19 protein-coding genes are annotated in these 22,821 nt (G+C 75.5%); 13 read left to right on the forward strand and 6 right to left on the reverse strand.

Annotation, left to right across the window (positions count from 1 at the left end):
* Positions 1 to 66 precede the first annotated feature (66 nt).
* Entirely contained in the window at positions 67 to 642 is a 576-nt protein-coding gene (locus tag ACI8AF_RS04220; protein WP_456538416.1) for a hypothetical protein, read from the reverse strand.
* Positions 643 to 740: 98 nt separating this feature from the next.
* On the opposite strand from ACI8AF_RS04220, the gene ACI8AF_RS04225 reads away from it, so the two are divergent.
* Together ACI8AF_RS04225 and ACI8AF_RS04230 are read left to right on the forward strand one after the other, a co-directional pair.
* Positions 741 to 1,304 carry a hypothetical protein gene (locus ACI8AF_RS04225; RefSeq protein ID WP_456538417.1) on the forward strand — a complete coding sequence of 188 codons (564 nt, stop codon included), beginning with the start codon at positions 741 to 743 and terminating at the stop codon, positions 1,302 to 1,304.
* A gap of 48 nt (positions 1,305 to 1,352) precedes the next feature.
* Positions 1,353 to 2,603: a multidrug effflux MFS transporter gene (locus ACI8AF_RS04230; protein WP_456538418.1), complete on the forward strand. Its 1,251-nt coding sequence runs from the start codon at positions 1,353 to 1,355 to the stop codon at positions 2,601 to 2,603.
* Positions 2,604 to 2,610: 7 nt separating this feature from the next.
* Here ACI8AF_RS04230 and ACI8AF_RS04235 read toward each other — a convergent pair whose 3' ends face one another.
* From ACI8AF_RS04235 to rhaI, 4 genes are all read right to left on the reverse strand, one after another.
* Positions 2,611 to 3,468: an aldo/keto reductase gene (locus tag ACI8AF_RS04235; RefSeq protein WP_456538419.1), complete on the reverse strand. Its 858-nt coding sequence runs from the start codon at positions 3,466 to 3,468 to the stop codon at positions 2,611 to 2,613.
* A 10-nt stretch (positions 3,469 to 3,478) separates the two neighbouring features.
* Complete coding sequence (locus ACI8AF_RS04240; RefSeq protein WP_456538420.1) at positions 3,479 to 4,954, reverse strand: rhamnulokinase; 1,476 nt, start codon at positions 4,952 to 4,954, stop codon at positions 3,479 to 3,481.
* The gene (locus ACI8AF_RS04245; protein ID WP_456538421.1) at positions 4,951 to 6,987 is read right to left on the reverse strand and encodes a bifunctional aldolase/short-chain dehydrogenase; all 2,037 of its coding nucleotides are present in this window, start codon (positions 6,985 to 6,987) and stop codon (positions 4,951 to 4,953) included. Before ACI8AF_RS04245 ends, ACI8AF_RS04240 begins: the two co-directional genes overlap by 4 nt.
* A gap of 100 nt (positions 6,988 to 7,087) precedes the next feature.
* Complete coding sequence (gene rhaI / locus ACI8AF_RS04250) at positions 7,088 to 8,260, reverse strand: L-rhamnose isomerase (RefSeq protein ID WP_456538422.1); 1,173 nt, start codon at positions 8,258 to 8,260, stop codon at positions 7,088 to 7,090.
* Positions 8,261 to 8,330: 70 nt separating this feature from the next.
* Here rhaI and ACI8AF_RS04255 point away from each other — a divergent pair, with 70 nt between their 5' ends.
* The 5 genes from ACI8AF_RS04255 to ACI8AF_RS04275 are packed head-to-tail and all read left to right on the forward strand — an operon-like array spanning position 8,331 to position 15,414.
* Positions 8,331 to 9,434, forward strand: coding sequence for a LacI family DNA-binding transcriptional regulator (locus ACI8AF_RS04255; protein ID WP_456538423.1), 1,104 nt, complete (start codon positions 8,331 to 8,333; stop codon positions 9,432 to 9,434).
* Positions 9,431 to 10,204: a (Fe-S)-binding protein gene (locus tag ACI8AF_RS04260; RefSeq protein ID WP_456538424.1), complete on the forward strand. Its 774-nt coding sequence runs from the start codon at positions 9,431 to 9,433 to the stop codon at positions 10,202 to 10,204. Before ACI8AF_RS04255 ends, ACI8AF_RS04260 begins: the two co-directional genes overlap by 4 nt.
* Positions 10,201 to 11,661, forward strand: a complete 1,461-nt coding sequence (locus ACI8AF_RS04265; protein ID WP_456538425.1) for a LutB/LldF family L-lactate oxidation iron-sulfur protein — start codon at positions 10,201 to 10,203, stop codon at positions 11,659 to 11,661. Before ACI8AF_RS04260 ends, ACI8AF_RS04265 begins: the two co-directional genes overlap by 4 nt.
* A complete protein-coding gene (locus ACI8AF_RS04270) occupies positions 11,658 to 12,284 on the forward strand; it encodes a LutC/YkgG family protein (RefSeq protein WP_456538426.1) in 627 nt (208 codons plus the stop codon). The genes ACI8AF_RS04265 and ACI8AF_RS04270 overlap by 4 nt, the downstream gene beginning before the upstream one ends.
* Positions 12,285 to 12,321: 37 nt before the next feature.
* The gene (locus ACI8AF_RS04275) at positions 12,322 to 15,414 is read left to right on the forward strand and encodes an ATP-binding protein (protein WP_456538427.1); all 3,093 of its coding nucleotides are present in this window, start codon (positions 12,322 to 12,324) and stop codon (positions 15,412 to 15,414) included.
* On the opposite strand, the gene ACI8AF_RS04280 is transcribed toward ACI8AF_RS04275, so the two are convergent.
* Positions 15,363 to 16,919 carry an LCP family glycopolymer transferase gene (locus ACI8AF_RS04280; protein WP_456538428.1) on the reverse strand — a complete coding sequence of 519 codons (1,557 nt, stop codon included), beginning with the start codon at positions 16,917 to 16,919 and terminating at the stop codon, positions 15,363 to 15,365. The two genes, ACI8AF_RS04275 and ACI8AF_RS04280, sit on opposite strands and share 52 nt — an antisense overlap.
* Positions 16,920 to 17,120: 201 nt before the next feature.
* On the opposite strand from ACI8AF_RS04280, the gene ACI8AF_RS04285 reads away from it, so the two are divergent.
* The 6 genes from ACI8AF_RS04285 (at position 17,121) to ACI8AF_RS04310 (ending at position 22,776) form a co-directional block, all read left to right on the forward strand.
* Positions 17,121 to 18,053 carry an acyl-ACP desaturase gene (locus tag ACI8AF_RS04285; RefSeq protein ID WP_456538429.1) on the forward strand — a complete coding sequence of 311 codons (933 nt, stop codon included), beginning with the start codon at positions 17,121 to 17,123 and terminating at the stop codon, positions 18,051 to 18,053.
* Positions 18,054 to 18,108: 55 nt separating this feature from the next.
* Positions 18,109 to 18,900: an exodeoxyribonuclease III gene (locus ACI8AF_RS04290; protein WP_456538430.1), complete on the forward strand. Its 792-nt coding sequence runs from the start codon at positions 18,109 to 18,111 to the stop codon at positions 18,898 to 18,900.
* Positions 18,901 to 18,975: 75 nt separating this feature from the next.
* Positions 18,976 to 19,401 (forward strand): ester cyclase, encoded by a 426-nt coding sequence (locus ACI8AF_RS04295; protein WP_456538431.1) that lies wholly within the window; start codon positions 18,976 to 18,978, stop codon positions 19,399 to 19,401.
* A complete protein-coding gene (locus ACI8AF_RS04300) occupies positions 19,398 to 20,555 on the forward strand; it encodes a spore photoproduct lyase family protein (RefSeq protein WP_456538432.1) in 1,158 nt (385 codons plus the stop codon). The genes ACI8AF_RS04295 and ACI8AF_RS04300 overlap by 4 nt, the downstream gene beginning before the upstream one ends.
* 11 nt (positions 20,556 to 20,566) lie before the next feature.
* Positions 20,567 to 21,355 (forward strand): peroxide stress protein YaaA, encoded by a 789-nt coding sequence (yaaA, locus tag ACI8AF_RS04305; RefSeq protein ID WP_456538433.1) that lies wholly within the window; start codon positions 20,567 to 20,569, stop codon positions 21,353 to 21,355.
* Entirely contained in the window at positions 21,352 to 22,776 is a 1,425-nt protein-coding gene (locus tag ACI8AF_RS04310; protein ID WP_456538434.1) for an amidase, read from the forward strand. Before yaaA ends, ACI8AF_RS04310 begins: the two co-directional genes overlap by 4 nt.
* Positions 22,777 to 22,821: the final 45 nt, after the last annotated feature.

The following is a 22,821-nucleotide window of genomic DNA, read 5'->3' on the forward strand; positions in this document are numbered from 1 at the left end:
GGCCGGCGACGGCGCTGCCACGCCCCACCTTGCCAGTCGTCTCAGACGTCTTCCACGTGAGCCGCGTCACCCGATGGGCGGAACCGGTTCCCGTCCGGGTGGCCAGGTCCACGTGAAGCCCACCGCGACGCCCTCGGCCGAGTCGACGAACCGGTGGGCGGCGTGCTCGTCGTCCAGGGCGACCTGCTCGGCGGCCCGGATCCGCGCGTCGGGGCCGAAGCCGTCCCAGACGGCCCACTCCACGCGGGCCGGCAGCCGCTCGGGGGAGAACTCCACGCGCATGTCGAGCCGCTCGACCCGCTGGCGCATCACCCGCCGGATCTCCGGGGTGGGCACCGAACGCCACTCGAAGAGCGTCTCGTACTCGAACGACGCCGTCTCGCCCGCGGCCAGCGGCCGGGGGAACTCGAGGTCGACCGCCATCAGCCCGTCGGCGTCCGGGTACGGCCGGCCGGCCCGCACCCCGCGGACGGCGCGCACTTGCGCCTCCCGCCTGTCGAAGCGGTAGGTGTACGAGCCCAGCCCGGAGCGCAGCGCCCGCAGCACGTGGACGGTCCGGTGCCGGACCGGCAGGCCGTCGGGGCCCAGGGTGTGCCACTCGTGCAACGACACCGTCCGGTGCCCCGGCGCACGCTCCGCCACCCGTCACCTCCCGGGCCCCCGCGGTATCGGAACCCGCCGTCCACCTGCAGTCGGACGAAACGGGTGAGACCGTACCGGGATCGGGCGAGAGGAGCACGGTGGTGCAGCACGGGGGTTCCCCGCCGCGCCGCGTGGCGGTGGTGGCGGACGACGCGCGCGACCGGCGCTGCCTGTCGGCCGCCGTGCGCGGCGTCCCGGGCACCGAGCTCGTGGCCTGGGCCGAGGACGCCGAGCTGCTGCTCGTCCTCGGCAGCCGGGTGGACGTCTGCGTGTTCGCCGTCCCCCCGCGGAGCGCGGCGGCGACCCGGCTGCGCGCGCGGGGGATGGCGCTCGTCGTCCTGCCCCGGGACGCCGACCCGGCGGAGACGCTGGCGGGGGGGTTCTCGCGCGGCGGGTCGGCGGCGGTCCGCCGTCCCCGCCTCGCCCCGCGCCAGCGGGAGGTGCTCGTCGCCTACGTGTCCGGCAGCGAGCTGCTGCCCACCGTGGCGCGGGAGCTGGGCATGGACCGGGAGACGCTCAAGACGCACCTGCGACGGATCCGCGCCAAGTACGCCGAGGTGGGCCGGCCGGCCCCGACCCGCCGCGACCTGTACGTGCGCGCGGTGGAGGACGGGCTGGTGCCGGCGCCCACCGAGAGCGATCCGCACCACCGTTCCCCGTGAGCGAGGTGGTTGCGGAATGAACCCACCCGGGAGCGACTTGGCCCTCGCGTGAGCACAGCGCAGCCGACCTCCGATCCCCGAGCGCTCGGCATGGCCCGGCTGGCACTCGTCCTCGGCGCGTTCGTCGCCGTCGGTCCGCTCACCATCGACATGTACCTGCCGGCGCTGCCCACCCTGCGGGCCGACCTGGGGACGACGTCGGCGGCGGTCCAGCTCACCCTCACCGGCACGCTGGTCGGCCTCGCCGTCGGCCAGCTGGTCGTCGGCCCGTGGTCCGACGCGCTCGGCCGCCGGCGGCCGCTGCTGGCCGGGGTCGCGCTGCACGTCGTCGCGTCGCTGCTGGTCCTGGTGGCGCCGAACCTGGCGGTCCTCGCCGTGCTGCGGGTGCTGCAGGGCGTGGGCACGGCGGCCGCCGGCGTGGTCGCCCTGGCCGTGGTCCGCGACCTCTTCGACGGCCGTGCGGCCGCCACCATGCTCTCCCGGCTCTTCCTCGTCATGGGCGTCGCGCCCGTGCTGGCGCCGACCCTCGGCGGCGAGGTGCTCCGCTTCACCTCGTGGCGCGGCGTGTTCGCCGTCCTGGCCGCGTACGGCGTCGTCCTGCTCGTCGTCGGCGCCCTGGCGCTGCCCGAGACGCTGCCGCCGGCCCGCCGGCGCAGCGGCGGCATCGCCGGCACCGTGCGGACCTACGGCATGCTGCTTCGCGACCGGTCCTTCGTCGGGCTCGTGGTGGTCGCCGGCCTCACCATGGCGGCGCTGTTCACCTACGTCTCGGGCTCGTCGTTCGTGTACCAGCGGCAGTTCGGCCTCGACGAGCAGGAGTTCGGCCTGCTCTTCGGCGCGGGCGCGGTGTGGCTGATCGCCGCCACGCAGCTCAACCCGCTGCTGCTGCGCCGGTGGTCGCCCGCGCAGATCCTGCTCACCGCCACCGTGGCGGGGGCGCTGGGCGGCGCCGTGCTGGTCGCGCTGGCGGCGACCGGGGCCGGCGGGCTGCCCGCGGTGGTGGCCCCGCTGTGGGCGATCCTCTTCGCCGCCGGGCTGGGCCTGCCGAACGCCCCGGCGCTGGCGCTGTCGCACTACGGCGACGCGGCCGGATCGGCCGCCGCGCTGCTCGGCGCCGTCCAGTTCGGGGTGGGCGCCGCCGTCTCCCCGCTGGTCGGCCTGCTCGGCAACGACGCGGTCGCGATGGGCGAGGTCATCGTCGCCGCGCTGGTGCTGGCGGTCGGCGTGCTCGTGGTCGTCGTCCGCCCGTGGCGGCTGGCCGAGCCGCAGGAGACCCCCGCCGCCGCCTTCGCCCACTAGGCGCCCCCTAGACGAACAGCGGGGTCGCCTCCTGCCGGGCGGCCAGCGCGGCCATCTGCCCGTCGTCCGGACGGCGCTCGAAGCGCTCGGCGGCGTCGAGCAGCAGCGGCAGAAGCTCGACGTCGCCGGTGGTGAGCAGGAACGCCTCCGGCCGCCCGAGCACCCAGTGCACCGCGAGGTCGACGTCGGCCCGCTCGCGCAGCGGCTCGTACCAGGTGGCCGCGGTGGCGGCCCGGCCGTCCCAGCGGCGCCGGGCGAGGCTCTTGATCGTCTGCAGGGCGATCTCGCGCTCCGCGCAGACGGCGGCGAGCGCCTCGAACCGGTCGGCGTAGCGCTCGTCCTGCACCTGCACCCAGTTGTAGGGCGCCAGGACCGAGTCGAAGGGGAAGCGCTCCAGGCTGCGGCGGTGCATCTCGGGCACCGACAGGCCGTGGCCGGTGACGCCGATGAAGCGCACCAGCCCCTGCTCCCGCGCCTCGACCGCCGCCTCGAGCGCGCCGCCCGCGCCGAGCGCGGTCTCCCACTCGATGACGTCGACCAGGTTGTGCAGCTGGATCGAGTCGACCGAGTCGACGCCGAGCCGGTCCAGCGAGCGGTGGATCTCGTCGCGCGCCCTCCGGTAGGTGCGCTCCCCGGTCTTGGTGGCGACGAAGAACGTGCCCGGGTTCCGCTCCAGCCAGCTGGCGATCCGCAGCTCGGCGTCGCCGTAGCTCGCCGCGACGTCGATGTGGTTGACGCCGTGCTCGAGCAGCAGGTCGAGCGCGCGGTCGGCGTCGCCCTTCGAGACCCGGCCCAGCGCCGCGGCACCGAAGACCACCCGGCTGGACTCGTGCCCGGTCGCGCCGAAGGGCGCCCGCCCGATCATGCGCTCGACCCTAGGGCCGCAGCCGTGCCTCCGCAGCGGCCCAGGCGGCCTCCGCCCCGGGGGACGGGGTGTACGTGCGCACCTCCTGCGTCGCCCGCAGCAGCGCCCGCAGCTCGGGCAGCCCTCCCTTGACCGCTCCCCCGGCCCGGGCCTGCACCAGCGCGTTGCCCAGGGCCGCCGCCTCCACCGGGCCGGCGACCACGGGCAGCCCGCAGGCGTCGGCGGTGAGCCGGCACAGCAGGGTGTTGCGCACCCCCCCGCCGACCAGGTGGACGACCTCCACGTCGCGGCCGGAGAGCTCCGCCGCGGTGCGCACGGCCCGCCGGTAGGCCAGCGCCAGGCTGTCGAGGATGCAGCGCACCGTCCCGGCCCGGCTCTGCGGCGGCGTCTGCCCGGTCTCGGCGCAGGCCTGGGCGATCCGGCCCGGCACGTCCCCCGGCGGCAGGAAGCGCGGGTCGTCGGGGTCGACGAGCGCAGTGAACGCCGGCACCCGCGCGGCGGCGTGCAGCAGATCGGTCAGGTCGGCCGGCAGCCCGGCGGCGGCCCAGGTGCGCAGCGACTCCTGCAGCAGCCACAGGCCCATGACGTTGCGGAGGTACCGGACCGTTCCGTCCACGCCGAGCTCGTTGGTGAACCCGGCGGCGCGCCCGGCCTCGGTGAGCACGGGCTTCTCCAGCTCGACGCCGACCAGCGACCAGGTGCCGCAGGAGACGTAGGCGAACCGGTCGCCGTCAGCCGGGACGCCGACGACCGCCGAGGCGGTGTCGTGCGAGCCGACCGCGGTGACCGGCACCGGGCCGGCCAGGCCGGTCTCGGCCAGGACGTCGGGGAGCAGTTCCCCGATGCGCTCACCCGGCCGGCGCAGCGGCGGGAGGAGTTCCCGGGGGAGCTCCAGCCGGTCGACGAGCTCGCCGGCCCACTCGCGGGTCGTGGCGTCGAGCAGCCCGGTGGTCGAGGCGTTGGTGATCTCGGCGCCGACCTCGCCGGTGAGCCAGTAGGCCAGCAGGTCGGGGATCAGCAGCATCCGGTGGGCGGCGGCGAACTGCGCGGTCCCCCGCGCCGCGACGAGCTGGAAGACGGTGTTGAACGGCAGGTGCTGCAGGCCGTTGACCCGGTACAGCTCGGACGGGGGGACGGCGGCGTGCACCGTCGGGACGGCGGTCTCGTGCCGGGCGTCCCGGTAGTGCACCGGGTTGCCGAGCAGGGCGCCGTCCCGGTCGAGCAGGCCGACGTCGACCGCCCAGCTGTCGATGCCGACGCCGTCCAGCCGGCCGGCGTCCCGGCCCGCGGCCCGCAGGCCGTCGAGGATCCCACCGTGCAGGGCCAGGACGTCCCAGTGCAGCGTGCCGCCGACCCACACCGGGCGGTTGGGGAAGCGGTTGACCTCGTGCAGGTCGAGCCGCCCCGGGCCGACCCGCGCGGCCATCACCCGGCCGCTGGAGGCGCCCAGGTCGACGGCCGCGAGGGTCAGCTCCCGTTGCGTCACCGGAGGAACGCCGCCGCGACCCCGGAGTCCACCGGCACGTGCAGACCGGTCGTCCGGGTGAGGTCGCCGCCGGTCAGCGCGAAGACGGCGTCGGCGACGTGCTCGGGCAGCACCTCGCGCTTGAGCAGCGTGCGCTGGGCGTAGAACTCGCCCAGCCTCTCCTCGGGCACCCCGTACACCGCGGCGCGCGAGGCGCCCCAGCCGCCGGCGAAGATGCCCGACCCGCGGACGACGCCGTCCGGGTTGATGCCGTTGACCCGGATCTGGTGCTCGCCGAGCTCGGCGGCCAGCAGCCGGACCTGGTGCGCCTGGTCGGCCTTGGTCGCGCCGTAGGCGATGTTGTTCGGGCCGGCGAACAGCGAGTTCTTGCTCGAGATGTAGACGAGGTCGCCGCCCAGCCCCTGCTCGACCATGATCCGCGCCGCCTCGCGGGAGACGAGGAAGCTGCCCTTCGCCATCACGTCGTGCTGCAGGTCCCAGTCCTGCTCGGTGGTCTCCAGCAGCGGCTTGGAGATGGACAGGCCGGCGTTGTTGACGACCAGGTCGACGCCGCCGAAGGCCAGCACCGCCTCGCGGAAGGCCGCGGCCACCGCCTCGGCGTCGCTCACGTCGGCCGCCACGCCCACCGCGACGTCGCTGCTCCCGATCTCTTCCGCCGCCGCCCGGGCCTCGTCCAGGTCGAGGTCGGCGACGATGACGCAGGCGCCCTCGGCCGCGAGCCGGTGCGCGATCGCCCGGCCGATGCCGCTCGCCGCGCCGGTGACCAGCGCGACGCGGGTGGCCAGCGGCTGGGGCTTCGGCATCCGCTGCAGCTTGGCCTCCTCCAGCGCCCAGTACTCGATGCGGAACTTCTCGCTCTCGTCGATCGGCGCGTAGGCGCTTACCGCCTCGGCGCCGCGCATCACGTTGATCGCGTTGACGTAGAACTCGCCGGCCACGCGGGCGGTCTGCTTGTCCTTGCCGAAGCTGAACATGCCGACGCCCGGCACCAGCACGATCGCCGGGTCGGCGCCGCGCATGGCGGGGGAGTCGGGGGTGGCGTGCCGGTCGTAGTAGGCGGCGTACTCGGCGCGGTACTCCTCGTGGAGCGCCTTCAGCCGCGCGACGACGTCCTCCACCGGTGCCGTGGCCGGCAGGTCGACCACCAGCGGACGCACCTTGGTGCGCAGGAAGTGGTCGGGGCAGGAGGTGCCCAGCGCGGCCAGCCGCGGGTGCTCGGAGCCGGCCAGGAAGTCGAGGACGACGTCGCTGTCGGTGAAGTGCCCGACCTGCGGCTTGTCGGTGCCGGCCAGCCCGCGCACGACCGGGGCCAGGGCGGCCGCCCGGTGCCGGCGGTCGGCCTCGGGCAGCGCCTCGTAGCCGGGCAGCGGCTCGCCGAAGGGGTCCGGCTTCCCGCGCTCGGCCAGGAACCGCTCCGCCGTCCGGATGATCTCGAGGCTGTTGGCCTCGCACTCCTCGCTGGTGGCGCCCCAGGCGGTGATGCCGTGGCCGCCGAGGACGCAGCCGATCGCCTGCGGGTTCTTCTCGGCGATCGCCGCGATGTCCAGGCCGAGCTGGAAGCCGGGACGGCGCCAGGGCACCCAGACGACGCGGTCGCCGAAGCACTCGCGGGTGAGCGCCTCGCCGTCGGCGGCCGTGGCGAGGGCGATGCCCGAGTCGGGGTGCAGGTGGTCGACGTGCGGCGCGGCCACCAGGCCGTGCATCGCGGTGTCGATCGACGGCGCCGCGCCGCCGCGGCCGTGCAGGCAGTAGTCGAACGCGGCGACCATCTCGTCCTCCCGCTCGACGCCCGGGTAGACGTCGACCAGCGAGCGCAGCCGGTCCAGCCGCAGGACGGCGAGGCCGCTCTCCCTCAAGGTGCCGAGGTCGCCGCCGGAGCCCTTGACCCAGACCAGGTCGACCGGCGTGCCGGTGACCGGGTCGGTCTCGGTGCCCTTGGCCGAGGTGTTGCCGCCGGCGTAGTTGGTGTTGCGCGGGTCGGCGCCGAGCCGGTTGGACCGCGCGATGAGGTCGCTGACGACGGGGTTGGTCATCGGGGGCTGCTCCAGGTTCTCCGCGTCGAGATCGCCGACCTCGCACGGTTCGGGGGGCCAAGGGGTGCGAGATCGCCGATCTCGCCGGGGAGCGGAGCGGCTACGCGCCCCAGCCGGCCTGCCGGCCGCCGACGCGCTCGTGTTCGATGCGCTCCTGGTGGCCGGAGCGGGCGTAGGCGGCGTACGGGTCGGGGTCGAGGCCCTCCGACTCGCGCAGCTCGGCCAGCAGGGGGCGGACGTCGGTGCTGTAGGCGTCCATCAGGACCGAGTGGGCGTCGAGGACCTCACCGGCGAGCTGGGCCTCGCGCAGCGCCGCGCGGTCGACCAGCAGCGCCTTCGCCGTCGCCTCCTGGACGTTCATCACCGACCGGATCTGGCCGGGGATCTTCTTCTCCAGGTTGTGGCACTGGTCGAGCATGAAGGTGACCCCCGACTCCGGGCGGTGGGCGCCCTGGGCGACGATCTGGTCCATGATCCGGAACAGCTGGAACGGGTCGGCCGAGCCGACGATGAGGTCGTCGTCGGCGTAGTTGCGCGAGTTGAAGTCGAAGGCGCCCAGCCGGCCCACCCGCAGCAGCTGCATGACGATGAACTCGATGTTCGTCCCCGGTGCGTGGTGGCCGGTGTCGAGGACGACGGTGGCCTGGTCGCCGAGGGCCAGGCAGTGCAGCAGCGAGGTGCCCCAGTCGGGGATGTCCATCGCGTAGAAGTAGGGCTCGAAGAACTTGTACTCGAGCAGGATCCGGTGCTCCGGGTCGAGCATCGCGTAGATCTGCTGCAGCGAGTCGGCCAGCCGCTCCTGGCGGTCGCGCAGGTCGTCCTGGCCCGGGTAGTTGGTGCCGTCGGGCAGCCAGATCTTCAGGTTGGTCGAGCCGGTCTGCCGCATCACCTCGATGCACCGGGCGTGGTGGTCGACGGCGCGCCGGCGCACGGCGGGGTCGGCGTGGGTGAGCGAGCCGAGCTTGTACTCGTCGTCCTGGAAGAGGTTCGAGTTGACGGCGCCGATCTGCACGCCCAGGTCGCGGGCGTGGGCGGCCAGCTTCCCGTAGTCGTCGACGAGGTCCCACGGGATGTGCAGCGAGACCCGCGGCGCCGCGCCGGTGTGCCGGTGCACCTGGGCGGCGTCCTCCAGCTTCTCGAACGGGTCGCGGGCGACGCCGGGCTGGCCGAACACCTTGAAGCGGGTGCCCGAGTTGCCGAACGCCCACGACGGCAGCTCGATGGTCTGGGCGGCCAGCGCCTCGAGTGCGCGGGCACGGAGATCGGTGGACATGGGCGCTCCCGCATCGGCATGAAACGTTTCAGAACGTGATGGCGCCGACAGTAGGTGCCGTGCTAGGAAGGTGTCAAGCGCTCCGGCGCGCCGCCGTTTGAGACGGTTCAACCGATCCGAGGAGTGCCCGCTGAACCCCAGCATCCGGGACGTCGCCACCCTCGCCGGCGTCTCGGTCGGGACGGTCAGCAACGTCCTCAACCGGCCGCAGACGGTCAGCGAGCCCACCCGGGAGCGCGTGGTCGAGGCGATCGAGCGCCTGGGCTTCGTGCGCAACGAGTCGGCGCGGCACCTGCGCGCCGGCCGCAGCCGGACGATCGGCCTGGTGGTGCTGGACATCGCCAACCCGTTCTTCACCGACGTCGCCCGCGGCGTCGAGGACGTCGCCAACGCCGCCGGCCTCGCCGTCATCCTGTGCAACTCCGACGACCGGCGCGACAAGGAGGCGGCGTACCTCGACGTGCTCGCCGAGCAGCGGGTGCAGGGTGTGCTGATCACGCCGACCGCCGAGCTCTCCCCCGAGCTGGCCGCGCTCCGGCAGCGCGGCGTCCCCGTCGTCCTGCTCGACCGCCGGGCGCCGGACGCCGATCAGTGCGCCGTGGCGACCGACGACGTCCTGGGCGGGCGGCTGGCCGCCGAGCACCTGCTGGAGCGGGGGCACCGCCGCATCGCCTTCGTCGGCGGTGCCTCCGGGCTGCCGCAGGTGCAGGAGCGGCACGCCGGCGTGGAGTCCGCCGTCACCGAGGTGGCCGGCTCCGACGACGCCCTGCTGGTGCTCTCCCCCGAGGCGCTGACCGTGGCCGGTGGCCGGGAGGCGGCCGAGCGGATCATCGGCCTGCCGGCGTCCCGGCGCCCCACGGCCGCGGTCTGCGCCAACGACCTGCTGGCGCTCGGCATGCTGCAGGAGATGGTGCGCCACGGGGTCCGTGTGCCCGACGACTTCGCCATCGTCGGCTACGACGACATCGACTTCGCCGCGGCCGCCGCCGTCCCCCTCTCCTCGGTGCGCAAGCCGCGCCAGGAGCTGGGCCGCCGGGCCGCCGAGCTGCTGATCGACGAGGCCCGCGGCGACGGGCACACCCACCAGCAGCCCGTGTTCGACCCGGTCCTCATCGTCCGGGAGTCGAGCATGGTCCGCCGCACGCCGGCGGCCGACACGAGGGGGACCGCATGAGGGTCGCGCTGTTCGCCACCTGCCTGGTCGACACGATCGCGCCGCAGGTCGCCGCGGCCACCGCCCGGCTGCTGCAGCGGCTGGGCCACGAGGTCGTCGTCCCGCCGGGTCAGGCCTGCTGCGGGCAGATGCACGTCAACACCGGCTACCGGCGGGAGGCGGTGCCGGTGGTGGCGAACCACGTGCGCGCCTTCCGCGGGGCGGAGGCGGTCGTGGCGCCGTCCGGCTCGTGCGTGGCCTCGATCCACCACCAGCAGGCGGCGGTGCTGCGCCGGGCGGGGGAGACGGCGCTGGCCGACGAGGCCGCCGCGCTGGCGGAGCGGACCCACGAGCTGTCCCAGTTCCTCGTCGACGTCCTCGGCGTGACCGACGTCGGCGCCTACTACCCGCACCGGGTCACCTACCACCCGACCTGCCACTCGCTGCGCATGCTGCGGGTGGGGGACCGGCCGCTGCAGCTGCTGCGGGCCGTGCGCGGGCTGGAGCTGGTCGAGCTGCCCGGCGCGGACCAGTGCTGCGGCTTCGGCGGCACGTTCGCCGTCAAGAACGCCGACACCTCGACGGCGATGCTCACCGACAAGATGGCGAACGTGCTCTCCACGCACGCCGAGGTCTGCACCGCCGGCGACGCGAGCTGCCTGATGCACATCGGCGGCGGGCTGTCGCGGCTGCGCTCGGGCACCCGCACGGTGCACCTCGCCGAGATCCTCGCCTCGACCGAGGACGAGGTCTCCCCCCGGCAGTCCACCCGACCGGCGGTGAACGCGTGACCCCGACCTTCCTCGGCCTGCCCACCGCGCCCCGCGGCGTCGGCAACCTCCGCGGCGAGCGCCCCTTCCCCGACGCCGCCCGCGAGGCGCTGCGCGACGGGCAGCTGCGGGCCAACCTGGGCCACGCCACGACGACGATCCGCGGCAAGCGCGCCGCCGTCGTCGGCGAGGTGCCCGACTGGGCGCAGCTGCGCGCGGCCGGGCGGGCCATCAAGGCCGCCACCATGGCGCGGCTCGACGAGCACCTCGAGGAGCTGGAGCGCCGGGTCACCGCCCGCGGCGGCACCGTGCACTGGGCCCGCGACGCCAACGAGGCCAACGCGATCGTCCTCGACCTGGTGCGGGCCACCGGCGCCGACGAGGTGGTCAAGGTCAAGTCGATGGCCACCCAGGAGATCGGGCTCAACGAAGCCCTCGAGGCCGCCGGCATCGCAGCGCACGAGACCGACCTCGCCGAGCTGATCGTGCAGCTCGGCGACGACAAGCCCTCGCACATCCTGGTGCCGGCGATCCACAAGAACCGGGCCGAGATCCGCGAGATCTTCCTGCGCACGATGCCCGGGGTGGACGCCGACCTCACCGACGAGCCGCGCCGGCTGGCGATGGCCGCCCGCGCCCACCTGCGCGAGCGGTTCCTGCGGGCGCGGGTGGCGATCAGCGGGGCCAACTTCGCCGTTGCCGAGACCGGCACCCTCGCCGTCGTCGAGAGCGAGGGCAACGGCCGGATGTGCCTGACCCTGCCGCAGACGTTGATCACGGTCATGGGCATCGAGAAGCTCGTGCCCACCTGGCGCGACCTCGAGGTGTTCCTCCAGCTGCTGCCGCGCAGCTCCACCGGCGAGCGGATGAACCCCTACACGTCCCTCTGGGCCGGCGTCACGCCCGGCGACGGCCCGCAGGAGTTCCACCTGGTGCTGCTGGACAACGGGCGGACGGCGACCCTGGCCGACGAGGTGGGCCGCGAGGCGCTGCACTGCATCCGCTGCTCGGCCTGCCTCAACGTGTGCCCGGTCTACGAGCGCACCGGCGGGCACGCCTACGGCTCGGTGTACCCGGGCCCGATCGGCGCCGTCCTCTCCCCCCAGCTCACCGGCGTGGAGGACAACGCCTCGCTCCCCTACGCGTCGTCGCTGTGCGGGGCCTGCTACGACGTCTGCCCGGTGGCGATCGACATCCCCTCGATCCTCGTGCACCTGCGCGCCGAGCACGTCGAGGCGCGGGAGCGGACGACCGTCGAGGCCCTCGGCTTCCGCTGGCTGGCGAAGGCGATGGCGAACCCGCGGCTGTGGCACGCGGCGCAGAAGGCCGCCGGGCTGGGCCGGTTCCTCGCCCGCGGGAAGCCGGTGCTGCCGGCCGCCCTGCCGCCGCCGGCCTCGAGGTGGACCCGCACCCGCGACCTGCCGGCCCCGCCGGCGAAGACGTTCGTGCAGCAGTGGACCGAGGAGCACGGCCGGTGACCGCCCGCGACGAGGTGCTGGCGCGGATCCGGACGGCGCTCGGCCCCACCCGCCCGCCGGTGCCCGAGCCGGCCCGCGACTACCGGACCTCCGACGACCGCGCCCCCGACGTGCTGGTCGACGTCCTGGTCGACCGGCTCGAGGACTACGAGGCGCGGGTGCTGCGCTGCGCGCCGGGCGAGATCGCGACCGCGGTCGGCGCCGCCCTGACCACCGGCCTGGGGGAGGGCTGGCGCGCCGGCGACGTCGTCGTCGCGCCCGGGCTGCCCGGCGACCGGCTGCCCGCGGGTGTGGTGCCGGACGACGGGCGGCCCGCGGTCGAGCTGGCCGCGTTCGCCGCGGCCGTCACCGGCGTGGCGGTGGCCGTCGCCGAGACCGGCACGCTGGTGCTCGACGGCACCCCGGCCACCGGCCGGCGCGCGCTCTCCCTGCTCCCCGACTGCCTCGTCTGCGTCGTGACGGCCGACCAGGTCGTGGGCGGCGTCCCGGAGGGCCTGGCCCGGCTCGACCCGCTGGCGCCGCTGACGATGATCAGCGGCCCGTCGGCCACCAGCGACATCGAGCTGTCGCGGGTCGAGGGCGTGCACGGGCCCCGGACGCTGGTCGTGGTGCTCGCGGGCTGAGACACTCCCGGCCGGGGCCACACCCGCTGGGGGCGCCGTGACGGTCGAGCTGCAGCTCCTCGGGGGCTTCGCCGTGCGCCGTGACGGCGCGCCGCTGCCGCCGTTCCCCCGCCGGGACGCCGCCGCGCTGGTGAAGCTGCTGGCCCTCGCCCCCGGTCACCGGCTGGGCTGCGAACGCGCCGCCGACGCCCTGTGGCCCGACCTGCCGCTCGAGGAGGCCCGGCCGCGCCTGCACAAGGCAGCCCACTTCGCCCGCCGGGTCCTCGGCGAGCAGGACGCCGTCACCGTGCACGCCAACCGGGTCGCCCTGCTGCCGCACGCGCCGGTCGAGGTCGACGTCGAGCGGTTCGAGACCGCGGCGGCCGCCGCCCTCGCCGCCGCCGACCCCGCCGCCTGCGCCGACGCCGCACGGCTGTGCCCGGGCGCCCTCCTCCCCGAGGACGAGACCGAGCCGTGGACGGCGCAGGCCCGGGAGCGGGTGCACCGGCGCCGGCTGGCGGTGCTGCGCGCCGCCGGCCGCTGGGACGACGTCCTCGAGCTCGAACCGGCCGACGAGGAGGCGCACCTCGCCCTGCTCCGCGCCGCGGTGGACGCCGGCGACCGGGCCGGGGCGCTGCGCCGCCACGACGCCCTGGCCCGCGCCCTCGCCGAGGGTCCGGGAGTGGCCCCGGGTGCCGAGGCCGACGCGCTGCGGGCCCGGGCGCTGGGCACGGGTGCCCCGGCACCGGCGCCGGAGCGCCCGCCGCACCTCGAGCGCGAGGTGGAGCTGGCCCGGCTGCGGTCGGTGGTGGACACGACGGTCGCCACCGGCCGGGGCGCGGTGGTGCTCGTCGGCAGCGAGGCCGGCAGCGGGAAGACGGCGCTGGTGGCCGAGCTGGCGGCGCGGGTGGGCGACCGCGCGCGGGTGCTGCGCAGCGGGTGCGACGACCTGCTGGCGCCGCGGTCGCTCGGCCCGTTCCGCGACGTCGCCCGCGCGGTGGGCGGTCCGCTCGCCGACGCGTTCGCCGCCGGCGGCGACCCGGAGGCGGTGCTGCCCGCGCTGCTGCGGCTGCTCACCGGCGCCCCGACCCTGCTCGTGGTCGAGGACCTGCACTGGGCCGACGACGCCACGGTCGACGCCGTCCGCTTCCTCGCCCGGCGGGTGCCCGAGCTGCCCGCCGTCCTGGTGCTGACCTGCCGCGAGGACGAACTGGGCCGCACCCACCCGGTGCGCAGGCTGCTGGGCGCCCTCTCCGGCCCGGGCCTGCGGCGGATCGCCGTCCGGCCGCTGAGCGTCGAGGCCGTCGCCGTCCTGGCCGACGGGCGCACCGACCCGCGGCGGCTGCACCGGGTCACCCGCGGCAACGCCTTCTACGTCACCGAGGTCCTGGCCGCGGGCGGCGGCGTGCCGGTGACGGTGCGCGACGCCGTCCTGGCCCGGCTGGCGACGCTGTCGGAGCCGGCGCAGGACCTCATCCAGCGGCTGGCGGTCGTGCCCACCCGGGTCGACCGCGGGCTGGCCGACCACCTCACCCGCGACCGGCCCGGGCCGCTGCTGGAGGCCGAACGGGCCGGCGTGCTGGCCGGCGACGCCGGGTCGCTCTGGTTCCGGCACGAGATCGCCCGGGCGGCGGTCCTGTCCACGCTGACCCCGGGCGAGCTGGTCACCGCGCACCGCGACGTCCTGGAGGCGCTGCTGCGCGAGCCGGCGCCCGACCTCGCCCGCGTCGTCCACCACGCGCAGGCCGGCCGGCGCCCCGACGTGCTGGTCCGGTACGGCCCGGCCGCCGCGGACGACGCCGTGCGGGCCGGCGCCTACCGCCAGGCGGCCGACACGCTCCAGGTGGTCATCGACGCCGGCGCCGGGCTGGAGCCGGCGCGCCGTGCCCGGCTGCTGGCCGACCGGGCGTCCTACCTCTACTACCTGAACCTGTTCGAGCAGGCGTTCCGCTGCGCGACCCGGGCGGTGACCGCCGCCGAGGCGGCCGGCGACCCCCTGCTGCTGGCCGACGCGCACGTCGTGCTGTCCAAGACCGCCTACTGGGCCCGCGGGCCGCTGTTCGCCGAACGGGCGGCGGCGCGGGCGGTGACCCTGCTCGAGGGATCCGGCGACGACCTGCGGCGGGCGGCCGCGCTGGCGGGGCTCGCCCGGGCGCTGTCCAACCTCGGGACACCGGGCGTGGTCGCCGAGCCGGGCGGGGGGAGCGCGCGGTTCGCCGAGCAGGCGCTGGCGCTGGCCGAGCGGGCGGGGAGCGTGGAGCTGCGCTGCCAGGCGCTGTTCTACGTGGGCAGCGGCCGGCTGGCCGAGGGCGACGAGCGCGGCGTGGCCGACCTGGCGCTGTCGGTCGAGCTCGCCACCGGGGACCCGCACCTGGAGCTGGGCGTGCGCGCCTGCGTGAACGCCGCCGGCGGCAGCTACCGGGCCGGGCGGTACGCCGACGCGGAGCACTACGTGACCCTGGGCCTCCGGCTGGCCGAGCATTCGGAGTTCTTCAGCGGCGACTACCGGCTGCGCCTGACCCGCGCGGCGGTGCGGGCGAGCGCCGGCCGGTGGGAGGAGGCGGTGCGCGAGCTGCGGGAGCTGCTCGCCGTGCCCGGCGCCCCGGCCGCCATGGGCCTGCACGCCCGCAGCCTGCTGGCGCGGCTGCTGGCCCGCCGGGGGAGCGCCGAGGCCGCGGACGTGCTGGCGGCCGCGACGTGGCCGGACGAGGCCCGCGACGAGGTGTCGGTCACCGGACCGCTGGCCGCGGCCGCCGTGGAGGTGGCGTGGCTGCGCGGGGACGTCGGGGCGATGCCCGCGCTGGCCGCCGACGTGCTGGCCGCGCGCCCAGCGTCCGGCGCCCGCGGCAGCCGCGCGGAGCTGAGCCGCTACCTCCAGCGGGCCGGCCACCCGGTCGCCGTCCCGGCCGACCCGATCGGGCCGTGGGCGCCCGCGCTGGCCGGGCGCCCCCTGGAGGCCGCCGCGGCCTGGGCGGCCCTGGGCGAGCGCTACGAGGAGGCCCTCGAGCGGGCCCTGTCGGGCGACCCGGCGCAGCACGAGCGCGGGCTGGCGGTGCTGGACGAGCTGGGCGCCGTCGCCACGGTGGCGGCGCTGCGGCGTCAGCCCCTCTTGGTGGGCGGCTCGCCCTGCGCCAGCTGCGCCTCCGCCTGAGCGCGGTCGTAGGCGCAGGCGTCGGCGACGTCGGCGACCGGCGACTGGGCCGGCGGCGGCGTCTCCCCGGCCGAGGGGTCGGCCGGTGGCGTCGTCCCGGTGGGCGGCGCGCTGCTGGTCGCCGGCGGGGACGCCGGGTCGACGGCGTCCTGCGCGATCTGCCGCATCAGGTCGTAGTCGGGGTACGCGGGGTCGATCACCGTGTTGTCGAAGACGACGCTGCGCACCTCGGCGTCCTTGACCAGGAAGCCGAGGTCGACGAAGTCGCCGAGCGCCGAGCGCGGGATGTCGGTGCTGACGATGTCCTGCGTGGTCCGGGCGATCTCCTGGTACTGGCGCAGCAGGGTGACCGGGTCGGCGGCGTCGATGATCGCGTCGATCGTGCAGCGCTGCCGGGCCATCCGGTCGTAGTCGGTCAGGCCGAACCGGCCGCGGGCGAACGCCAGCGCGGTGGGCCCGTCCAGCTGCTGGTCCGGCCCCGGGGCGATGTAGTCGTCCGGCAGCGAGCCGGTGCCCGGGTCGCCGCCGATCGGCACCCAGTAGTTGACGTTCACGGTGACGCCGCCGAGCGCGTCGACCAGCCGGCTGAACCCCTCGAGGTTGACCAGCACGAAGTAGTCGATGTCCAGGCCGAGGGCCTCGCCGACGCCGAGCTTGAGGAAGTCGGCGCCGGGGTCGTCGGTCGGGCCCAGGATGTCCGGGTGCGTGGCCGGACCGTTGCGGTAGACCGCGTTGAGCAGGCTCTCGCTCTCGGAGCCGGCGTCGAAGCCGTCCGGGTACACCTCGTGCAGCGGGCTGTCGGCCGGGAAGGGCAGGTCCTCGAGGTTGCGCGGCAGGCTGAACAGGACCGTGTCGCCGGTGTCGGTGTCGATGCTGGCCACGATGACCGTGTCGGTGCGCAGCCCCTCGCGGTCGGGACCGGAGTCGCCGCCGAGGAGCAGCACGTTGACCCGCTCCTGGTCGCCGAACGGGTTCGGGGTGTCCTCGACGGTGGCCGACTGCCGGTCGTCGGCGAAGACGCCGTCGAGCAGCCCGCGCTGGGCGTCGGCCAGCTGGACGACCCAGTAGGCGGGCAGGGCCACCCCGGCGGCGAGCAGCAGGACGAGCAGCGCGCCCACGGCGTGCTGCAGCGGCCGGGTGCGGGTCGGGGCGAGCATGCGGTACCCGGCCGCGATGACCGCCACCCAGAGCAGGCCGATGACGGCGACGCCGCCGATCACCCACAGCAGCGAGCTGCTGTCGACGGCGAGCCGGACGGCGGCGCGCCGCCCGGCGGTGGCGAGGTAGGCCGCACCGCCGACCAGGAGCAGGAACAGCACGAGGGTGAGGACGCCGAGCTTGCGGCGGCCGGCCGCGAGGAAGGCGCTGCCGGGGACGAGTGCGCCGAGGGCGGTCAGGCCGAGCGCGGACCCGAAGCTGCGGGCGGTCCGTCGGCGGGAGCGCGGGGGCGGTGGGCCCCCGTCCCCCGCGTCGGCGGCGGGGGGAGCGTCGAGATCAGCGCTCACGCGCACCCACCGCAGCCCGGGACCTGGTCATCCGGCCATGATCGCACCGAATTCCGTCAGGGGGAGCCGATCGGGCGGGGGCCGGTGCACGAGCACCCGCTCGTGGGTGAGCTGTGCCTCGACTGGGCACTGGAGGGGGCATCCCGCCCGTTGGTTACGGCGGCGTAGGTTACGCGGTCGTAGGGATGCCCGGAGGTGGACATGTCGAGCACGTCGCCGCAGAGTGCGGTCCTGATCGAGCTGGAACCCGTGGTGGCGCAGAACCTCGACCGCCACCTGTCGCTGGCCAAGGAGTGGCACCCGCACGACTACATCCCCTGGGACGAGGGCCGGAACTTCGCCTTCCTCGGGGGCGAGGACTGGGCGCCGGAGCAGTCGCGGCTGGACGAGACCGCCAAGGCCGCGATGATCACCAACCTGCTCACCGAGGACAACCTGCCGAGCTACCACCGCGAGATCGCCACCCGCTTCGGCAAGGACGGCGCCTGGGGCCAGTGGGTCGGCCGGTGGACGGCGGAGGAGAACCGGCACGGGATCGCGCTGCGCGACTACCTCGTCGTCACCCGGGGGGTCGACCCCGTGGAGCTCGAGCGGGCCCGGATGGACTACATGACCACCGGCTACGACTCCGGCGACAAGACCCCGCTGGAGGCGATCGCCTACGTCTCGTTCCAGGAGCTGGCCACCCGGGTCTCGCACCGCAACACCGGCCGCGCCACCGGCGACCCGATCGCCGACAAGCTGCTCGCCCGGATCGCGACCGACGAGAACCTGCACATGGTCTTCTACCGCAACCTCATGGCGGCGGCCTTCGACGTCGACCCGGACCTGGCCATGCAGGCGGTGACCAAGGAGGTCGTCGGCTTCGAGATGCCCGGCGCCACGATGGCCGGGTTCCGCCGCAACTCCATGCTGATCGCCAAGGCCGGCATCTACGACCTGCGGCTGCACCACGACGAGGTCGTCAGCCCGGTGCTGCGCGCGTGGAAGGTCTTCGACCGCACCGACCTGGGCCCGGCCGGGGAGAAGGCGCGCGAGGAGCTCGCCCTCTTCCTCGAGGGCCTGGACGCGCAGGCGACCCGCTTCGTGGAGAACCGCGAGCGCTCGCGCGCCCGCGCCGCCGCCCGGGCCTGACGCGGAGTCCCAGGGCGCGGGAAACGCGTCCCTGGGACTCCGTATGGTCGGTCGGGTGCGGCTGGCCACCTGGAACGTGAACTCCATCCGGACCCGTGCCGACCGGGTCGCGGCCTGGCTCCAGCGGCGGGACGTCGACGTCCTGGCGCTGCAGGAGACCAAGTGCCGGGACGACCAGTTCCCCGAGATGGTGTTCAGCGCGCTCGGCTACGAGGTCGCGCACGTGGGCTACTCGCAGTGGAACGGCGTGGCGATCCTGTCGCGGGTCGGCATCGACGACGTCGAGATCGGCTTCCCCGGGCAGCCGTGCTGGGGCGAGAAGTCGGAGACCGAGGCGCGGGCGCTGGGCGCGACGTGCGGCGGCGTCCGGGTCTGGAGCCTGTACGTGCCCAACGGCCGCACGCCGACCGACCCGCACTACACCTACAAGCTCGACTGGCTCGCCGCGCTGCGGTCGACGGCCGCCGGCTGGCTCACCGCCGATCCCGGCGCCCAGGTGGCGCTGGTCGGGGACTGGAACATCGCCCCGCAGGACGACGACGTCTGGGACATGCGGGTCTTCGCGAACTCCACGCACGTGACGCCGCCGGAGCGGGACGCCTTCCGGGCGGTCGTCGACGCCGGGTACGCCGACGTCGTCCGGCCCCACGCGCCCGGGCCCGGGGTCTACACGTACTGGGACTACACGCAGCTGCGCTTCCCGCGTCGCGAGGGCATGCGGATCGACTTCGTCCTAGGCTCGCCCGCCCTGGCCGGTCGGGTGACCGGGGCGCTCATCGACCGCGAGGAGCGCAAGGGCAAGGGCGCCAGCGACCACGCGCCCGTCGTGGTCGAGCTGGCGGGCTGAGGCGGGCGGAAGGTCCCTGGTGCGCCCGGGGACGCGGTGCCAACGTTCCCGGCAGCCGAGCACCCGGGAGGAACCATGGCCGCGTCCGCCGCTCGCGTCGAGGAGGCCCGCCTCCGGTGGAACGCCGGGGACATGCCCGGCTACCTGGAGCTATACGCCGACGACCTGAGGTTCCACGGGGCCTCGCCGGAGCCCATGGACAAGGCCTCCCTCGCCGAGTTCTACCGGACGCTGTGGGCGGCGCTCGGCTCCCCGGAGCGGCCCAACCCCCAGCTCGAGTTCCACGAGGCCCTGGTCGACGGCGACTACTACAGCTGCCGGTTCACCGTGGCCGGCGAGCACCGCGGCGAGTTCCTCGGCGTGCCGGCGACCGGCCGCATGTACGTGCTGCCAGGCATCACGATCATGCGGTTCCGGGGCGACCGGGTGGTCGAGCGCTGGACGACGGCCGACTTCCTCGGCCTGATGGTGCAGATCGGGGGCGTACCCGCGCCCGTGTGAGCCGGGTGCCCGACGTCACCGGGCCGCCGGGCAGGCAGCCCCCCGCGGGGGCGTTCTCCCTGGTGATGGTCGCCGCCCCGCTCCCCGCCCCCACCCGCGTGTGGACGCCCCGCCGCGTCCTGGTCACCCGCTCCGCCGCCGAGCGGCCGCACGGGCAGCGCGTCCTGCGCCGGCTGGAGGCGGCCGGGGTCGAGGACGTCGACCTGCTGCCCGGTGACCGGCTGCCGTCCCTGCGCGGCGACGGCGACCGCGCGGCCTTCACGGCGGCCAAGGACACCCTCGCCGTCGTCGTCCCCCCGCCGTCCAAGCGCCGGCTGCAGCCGATCCCGCCGTCCGCGGACTGGCGCTTCGACCTGGCCGAGGGCTGCCCCGCGCACTGCCAGTACTGCTACCTCGCCGGCTCGCTCTCGGGGCCGCCGATCACCCGCGTGTTCGCCGACCTCGACGAGGCGCTCGACGACCTCGACGGGTACGTCGGCCGGGGTGCCGTGACGTCCGGCACGGCGGAGCGGGGTGGGGAGGGGACGACGTTCGAGGCGTCCTGCTACACCGACCCGCTGGCGCTCGAGCACCTGACCGGCGGGCTCGCCACGATGATCGGCCACTTCGGCACGCACCCCTGGGCGGGTCCGGTGCAGCTGCGCGCCACCACCAAGTTCGACGACGTCGCCGGCCTGCTCGACCTGCCGCACGGCGGCCGCACCCGGCTGCGCTTCTCCCTGAACGCGGCCTCGGTGGCCCGCCGCTTCGAGGGCGCCACGTCGCCCGTCGACGGCCGGATCGCGGCCCTCGGCGCCGTCGCCGCCGCCGGCTACCCGGTCGGGCTGACCCTCGCGCCGATCATGCCGGTCGACGGGTGGCGCGAGGAGTACGGCGCCCTGCTCGACGCGGTGGCCGCGGCGCTGCCGGCCGGGGCCGACCTGACCGTGGAGTGCATCACGCACCGGTTCACGCCCGGCAGCAAGGCGACGCTGCTCGACTGGTACCCGCGGACGAAGCTGGAGATGGATGAGAAGCAGCGGACCACCAAGCGGGGGAAGTTCGGGTCGGTCAAGCACGTCTACCCCAAGGAGACGATGGCCGAGCTGCGGAGCTGGTTCGAGGCAGCGGTCGCCGACCGCCTGCCGCAGGCCCGCTTCCTCTACTGGACCTAGTCTGGTTCCTCGTGCTCGTGCTGCTCCCCCCGTCCGAGACCAAGTCGCCGGGCGGTTCCGGCGCCCCCCTCGACCTCTCCGCCCTCTCCTCGCCGTCGCTGACCCCCGTGCGGGCGCAGCTGGTCGAGGCGCTGGTGGCGCTCGCCGACGACGTCCCCGCGTCCCGGGCCGCCCTCGGCCTCTCGGCGCAGCAGGACGGCGAGATCGCCCGCAACGCCGCACTGCGCACGGCGGCGACCGCGCCGGCCCTGGAGCGCTACACCGGCGTCCTCTACGACGCCCTCGACGTCCGGTCGATGACGAAGGCGCAGCGCTCGCGCGCGGCCGGCCGGCTGGCCGTCGGGTCCGCGCTGTTCGGCCTGGTGCGGGACGGCGACCGGATCCCCCCGTACCGCCTCTCCGCGGCCTCGCAGCTGCCCGGGCTGCCGACGCTGCGGGCGCTGTGGAAGCCGGCGCTCGGCGCGGTGCTGGCCGAGGTGGACGACCTGGTGGTGGACCTGCGCAGCGGGTCGTACGCGCAGCTGGCGCCGGTGCCGGGTGCGGTCACCGTGACGGTGCTGAGCGAGCGCCCCGACGGCTCGCGGGCGGTGGTCAGCCACTTCAACAAGGCGCACAAGGGCCGGCTGGCGCGCTTCCTGGCGACGACGACGGCCGAGCCCGCCGACGCCGGCCGGCTGCGGGCGCTGCTCCGGCGCAACGGGTGGGCGGTCGAGTCCGGCGGCGGCGACGCGCTGGTCCTCGTCGTCCCGGCCGACCAGGTGGTCACGACGCGCGCCCAGCGTGGGAACCTCGCGGGGTGAGCCTCCACCCAGACGCAGAACTCTGCTTCCGGCCGGCGACGGAGCTGGCCGGGCTGGTCCGCACCCGCGAGATCTCCGCGCGCGAGCTGCTGGACGCCCACCTCGACCGGATCGAGCGGGTGAACCCCGCCGTCAACGCGATCGTGACGCTGGACGTCGACGGCGCACGGGCGGCGGCCGACGCCGCCGACGCAGCGCTGGCGGCCGGCGAGGACGTCGGCCCGCTGCACGGGCTGCCGGTGGCGCACAAGGACACCCACGCGACCGGCGGGATGCGGACGACGTGGGGCTCGCCGCTGTTCGCGGAGACGGTGCCGGCGCGCGACGAGCTCGTGGTGGCCCGGCTGCGGGCGGCCGGTGCGGTGCGGGTGGGCAAGACGAACGTGCCCGAGTTCGCGGCCGGCTCGCACACCTTCAACCCGCTCTTCGGCGTGACCCACAACCCCTACCGGCAGGGGCTGTCGGCGGGCGGGTCGAGCGGGGGAGCGGCCGCCGCGCTGGCCGCCGGGCTGGTGCCGCTGGCCGAGGGGTCGGACATGGGCGGCTCGCTGCGCAACCCGGCGGCGTTCTGCAACGTCGTCGGGCTGCGGCCGACGCCGGGGCGGGTGCCGACCTGGCCGTCGCCGCTCGGCTGGTCGACGCTGTCGGTCCAGGGGCCGATGGGGCGGACGGTGGCCGACGTCGCGCTGCAGCTGTCGGCGATCGCCGGGCCGGACCCGCGGGTGCCGATCTCGCTGGAGAAGCCGGGGTCCGCGTTCGGGGAGCCGCTCGACGCCTCGCCGGCCGGGCTGCGGGTGGCCTGGGCGCCCGACCTCGGCGGCCGGGTGACCGTGGACCCGGCGGTGACCGCCGCGCTGGCGCAGTCGGTGCAGGTGTTCGCCGAGCTGGGCGCGTCGGTGGAGGAGGACTGCCCGGACCTGTCGGGCGCCGACGACGTGTTCGGCACGCTGCGGGCCTGGCTGTTCGAGCAGGCGCACCTGGAGAAGTCGCGCCGGCACCCGGAGCTGGTCAAGGAGAGCATCCGCTGGAACGCGGAGATGGGCGCGAAGCTCACCGGCGCCGACATCGCCCGGGCCGAGGTGGCGCACACCCAGCTGTACGAGCGGGTCGTGGCGTTCTTCGAGCGCTACGACGTTCTGCTGGCGCCGACGACGCAGGTGCTGCCCTTCCCGGTGGAGCTGGAGTACCCGACCGAGATCGGCGGGGTGCCGCAGGAGAACTACCTGGAGTGGATGCGCTCCTGCACGCTCATCACGCCCACCGGGTGCCCCGCGCTGTCGGTGCCGGGCGGCTTCACGCCGGACGGCCTGCCGGTGGGGCTGCAGATCGTGGGGCCGCCGCGCGCCGACCGCCGCGTGCTCGAGGTGGGCCACGCCTTCGAGCAGGCGACCCGCTTCGGCGAACGCCGTCCGGCCCTCTGACCCGTTCTACGACTCTCTAGCCGTCCCGCTAGACGGTCCGAGACG

Source organism: Blastococcus sp. SYSU D00669, assembly GCF_054050715.1.

Excerpts from the sequence above, each read along its gene's own strand:
- rhaI (WP_456538422.1), bottom strand. The coding sequence starts at position 8,260 with ATGTCCACCGATCTCCGTGCCCGCGCACTCGAGGCGCTGGCCGCCCAG.
- ACI8AF_RS04295 (WP_456538431.1), top strand. The coding sequence starts at position 18,976 with ATGGCCGCGTCCGCCGCTCGCGTCGAGGAGGCCCGCCTCCGGTGGAAC.
- ACI8AF_RS04285 (WP_456538429.1), top strand. The coding sequence starts at position 17,121 with ATGTCGAGCACGTCGCCGCAGAGTGCGGTCCTGATCGAGCTGGAACCC.
- ACI8AF_RS04245 (WP_456538421.1), bottom strand. The coding sequence starts at position 6,987 with ATGACCAACCCCGTCGTCAGCGACCTCATCGCGCGGTCCAACCGGCTC.
- ACI8AF_RS04260 (WP_456538424.1), top strand. The coding sequence starts at position 9,431 with ATGAGGGTCGCGCTGTTCGCCACCTGCCTGGTCGACACGATCGCGCCG.
- ACI8AF_RS04235 (WP_456538419.1), bottom strand. The coding sequence starts at position 3,468 with ATGATCGGGCGGGCGCCCTTCGGCGCGACCGGGCACGAGTCCAGCCGG.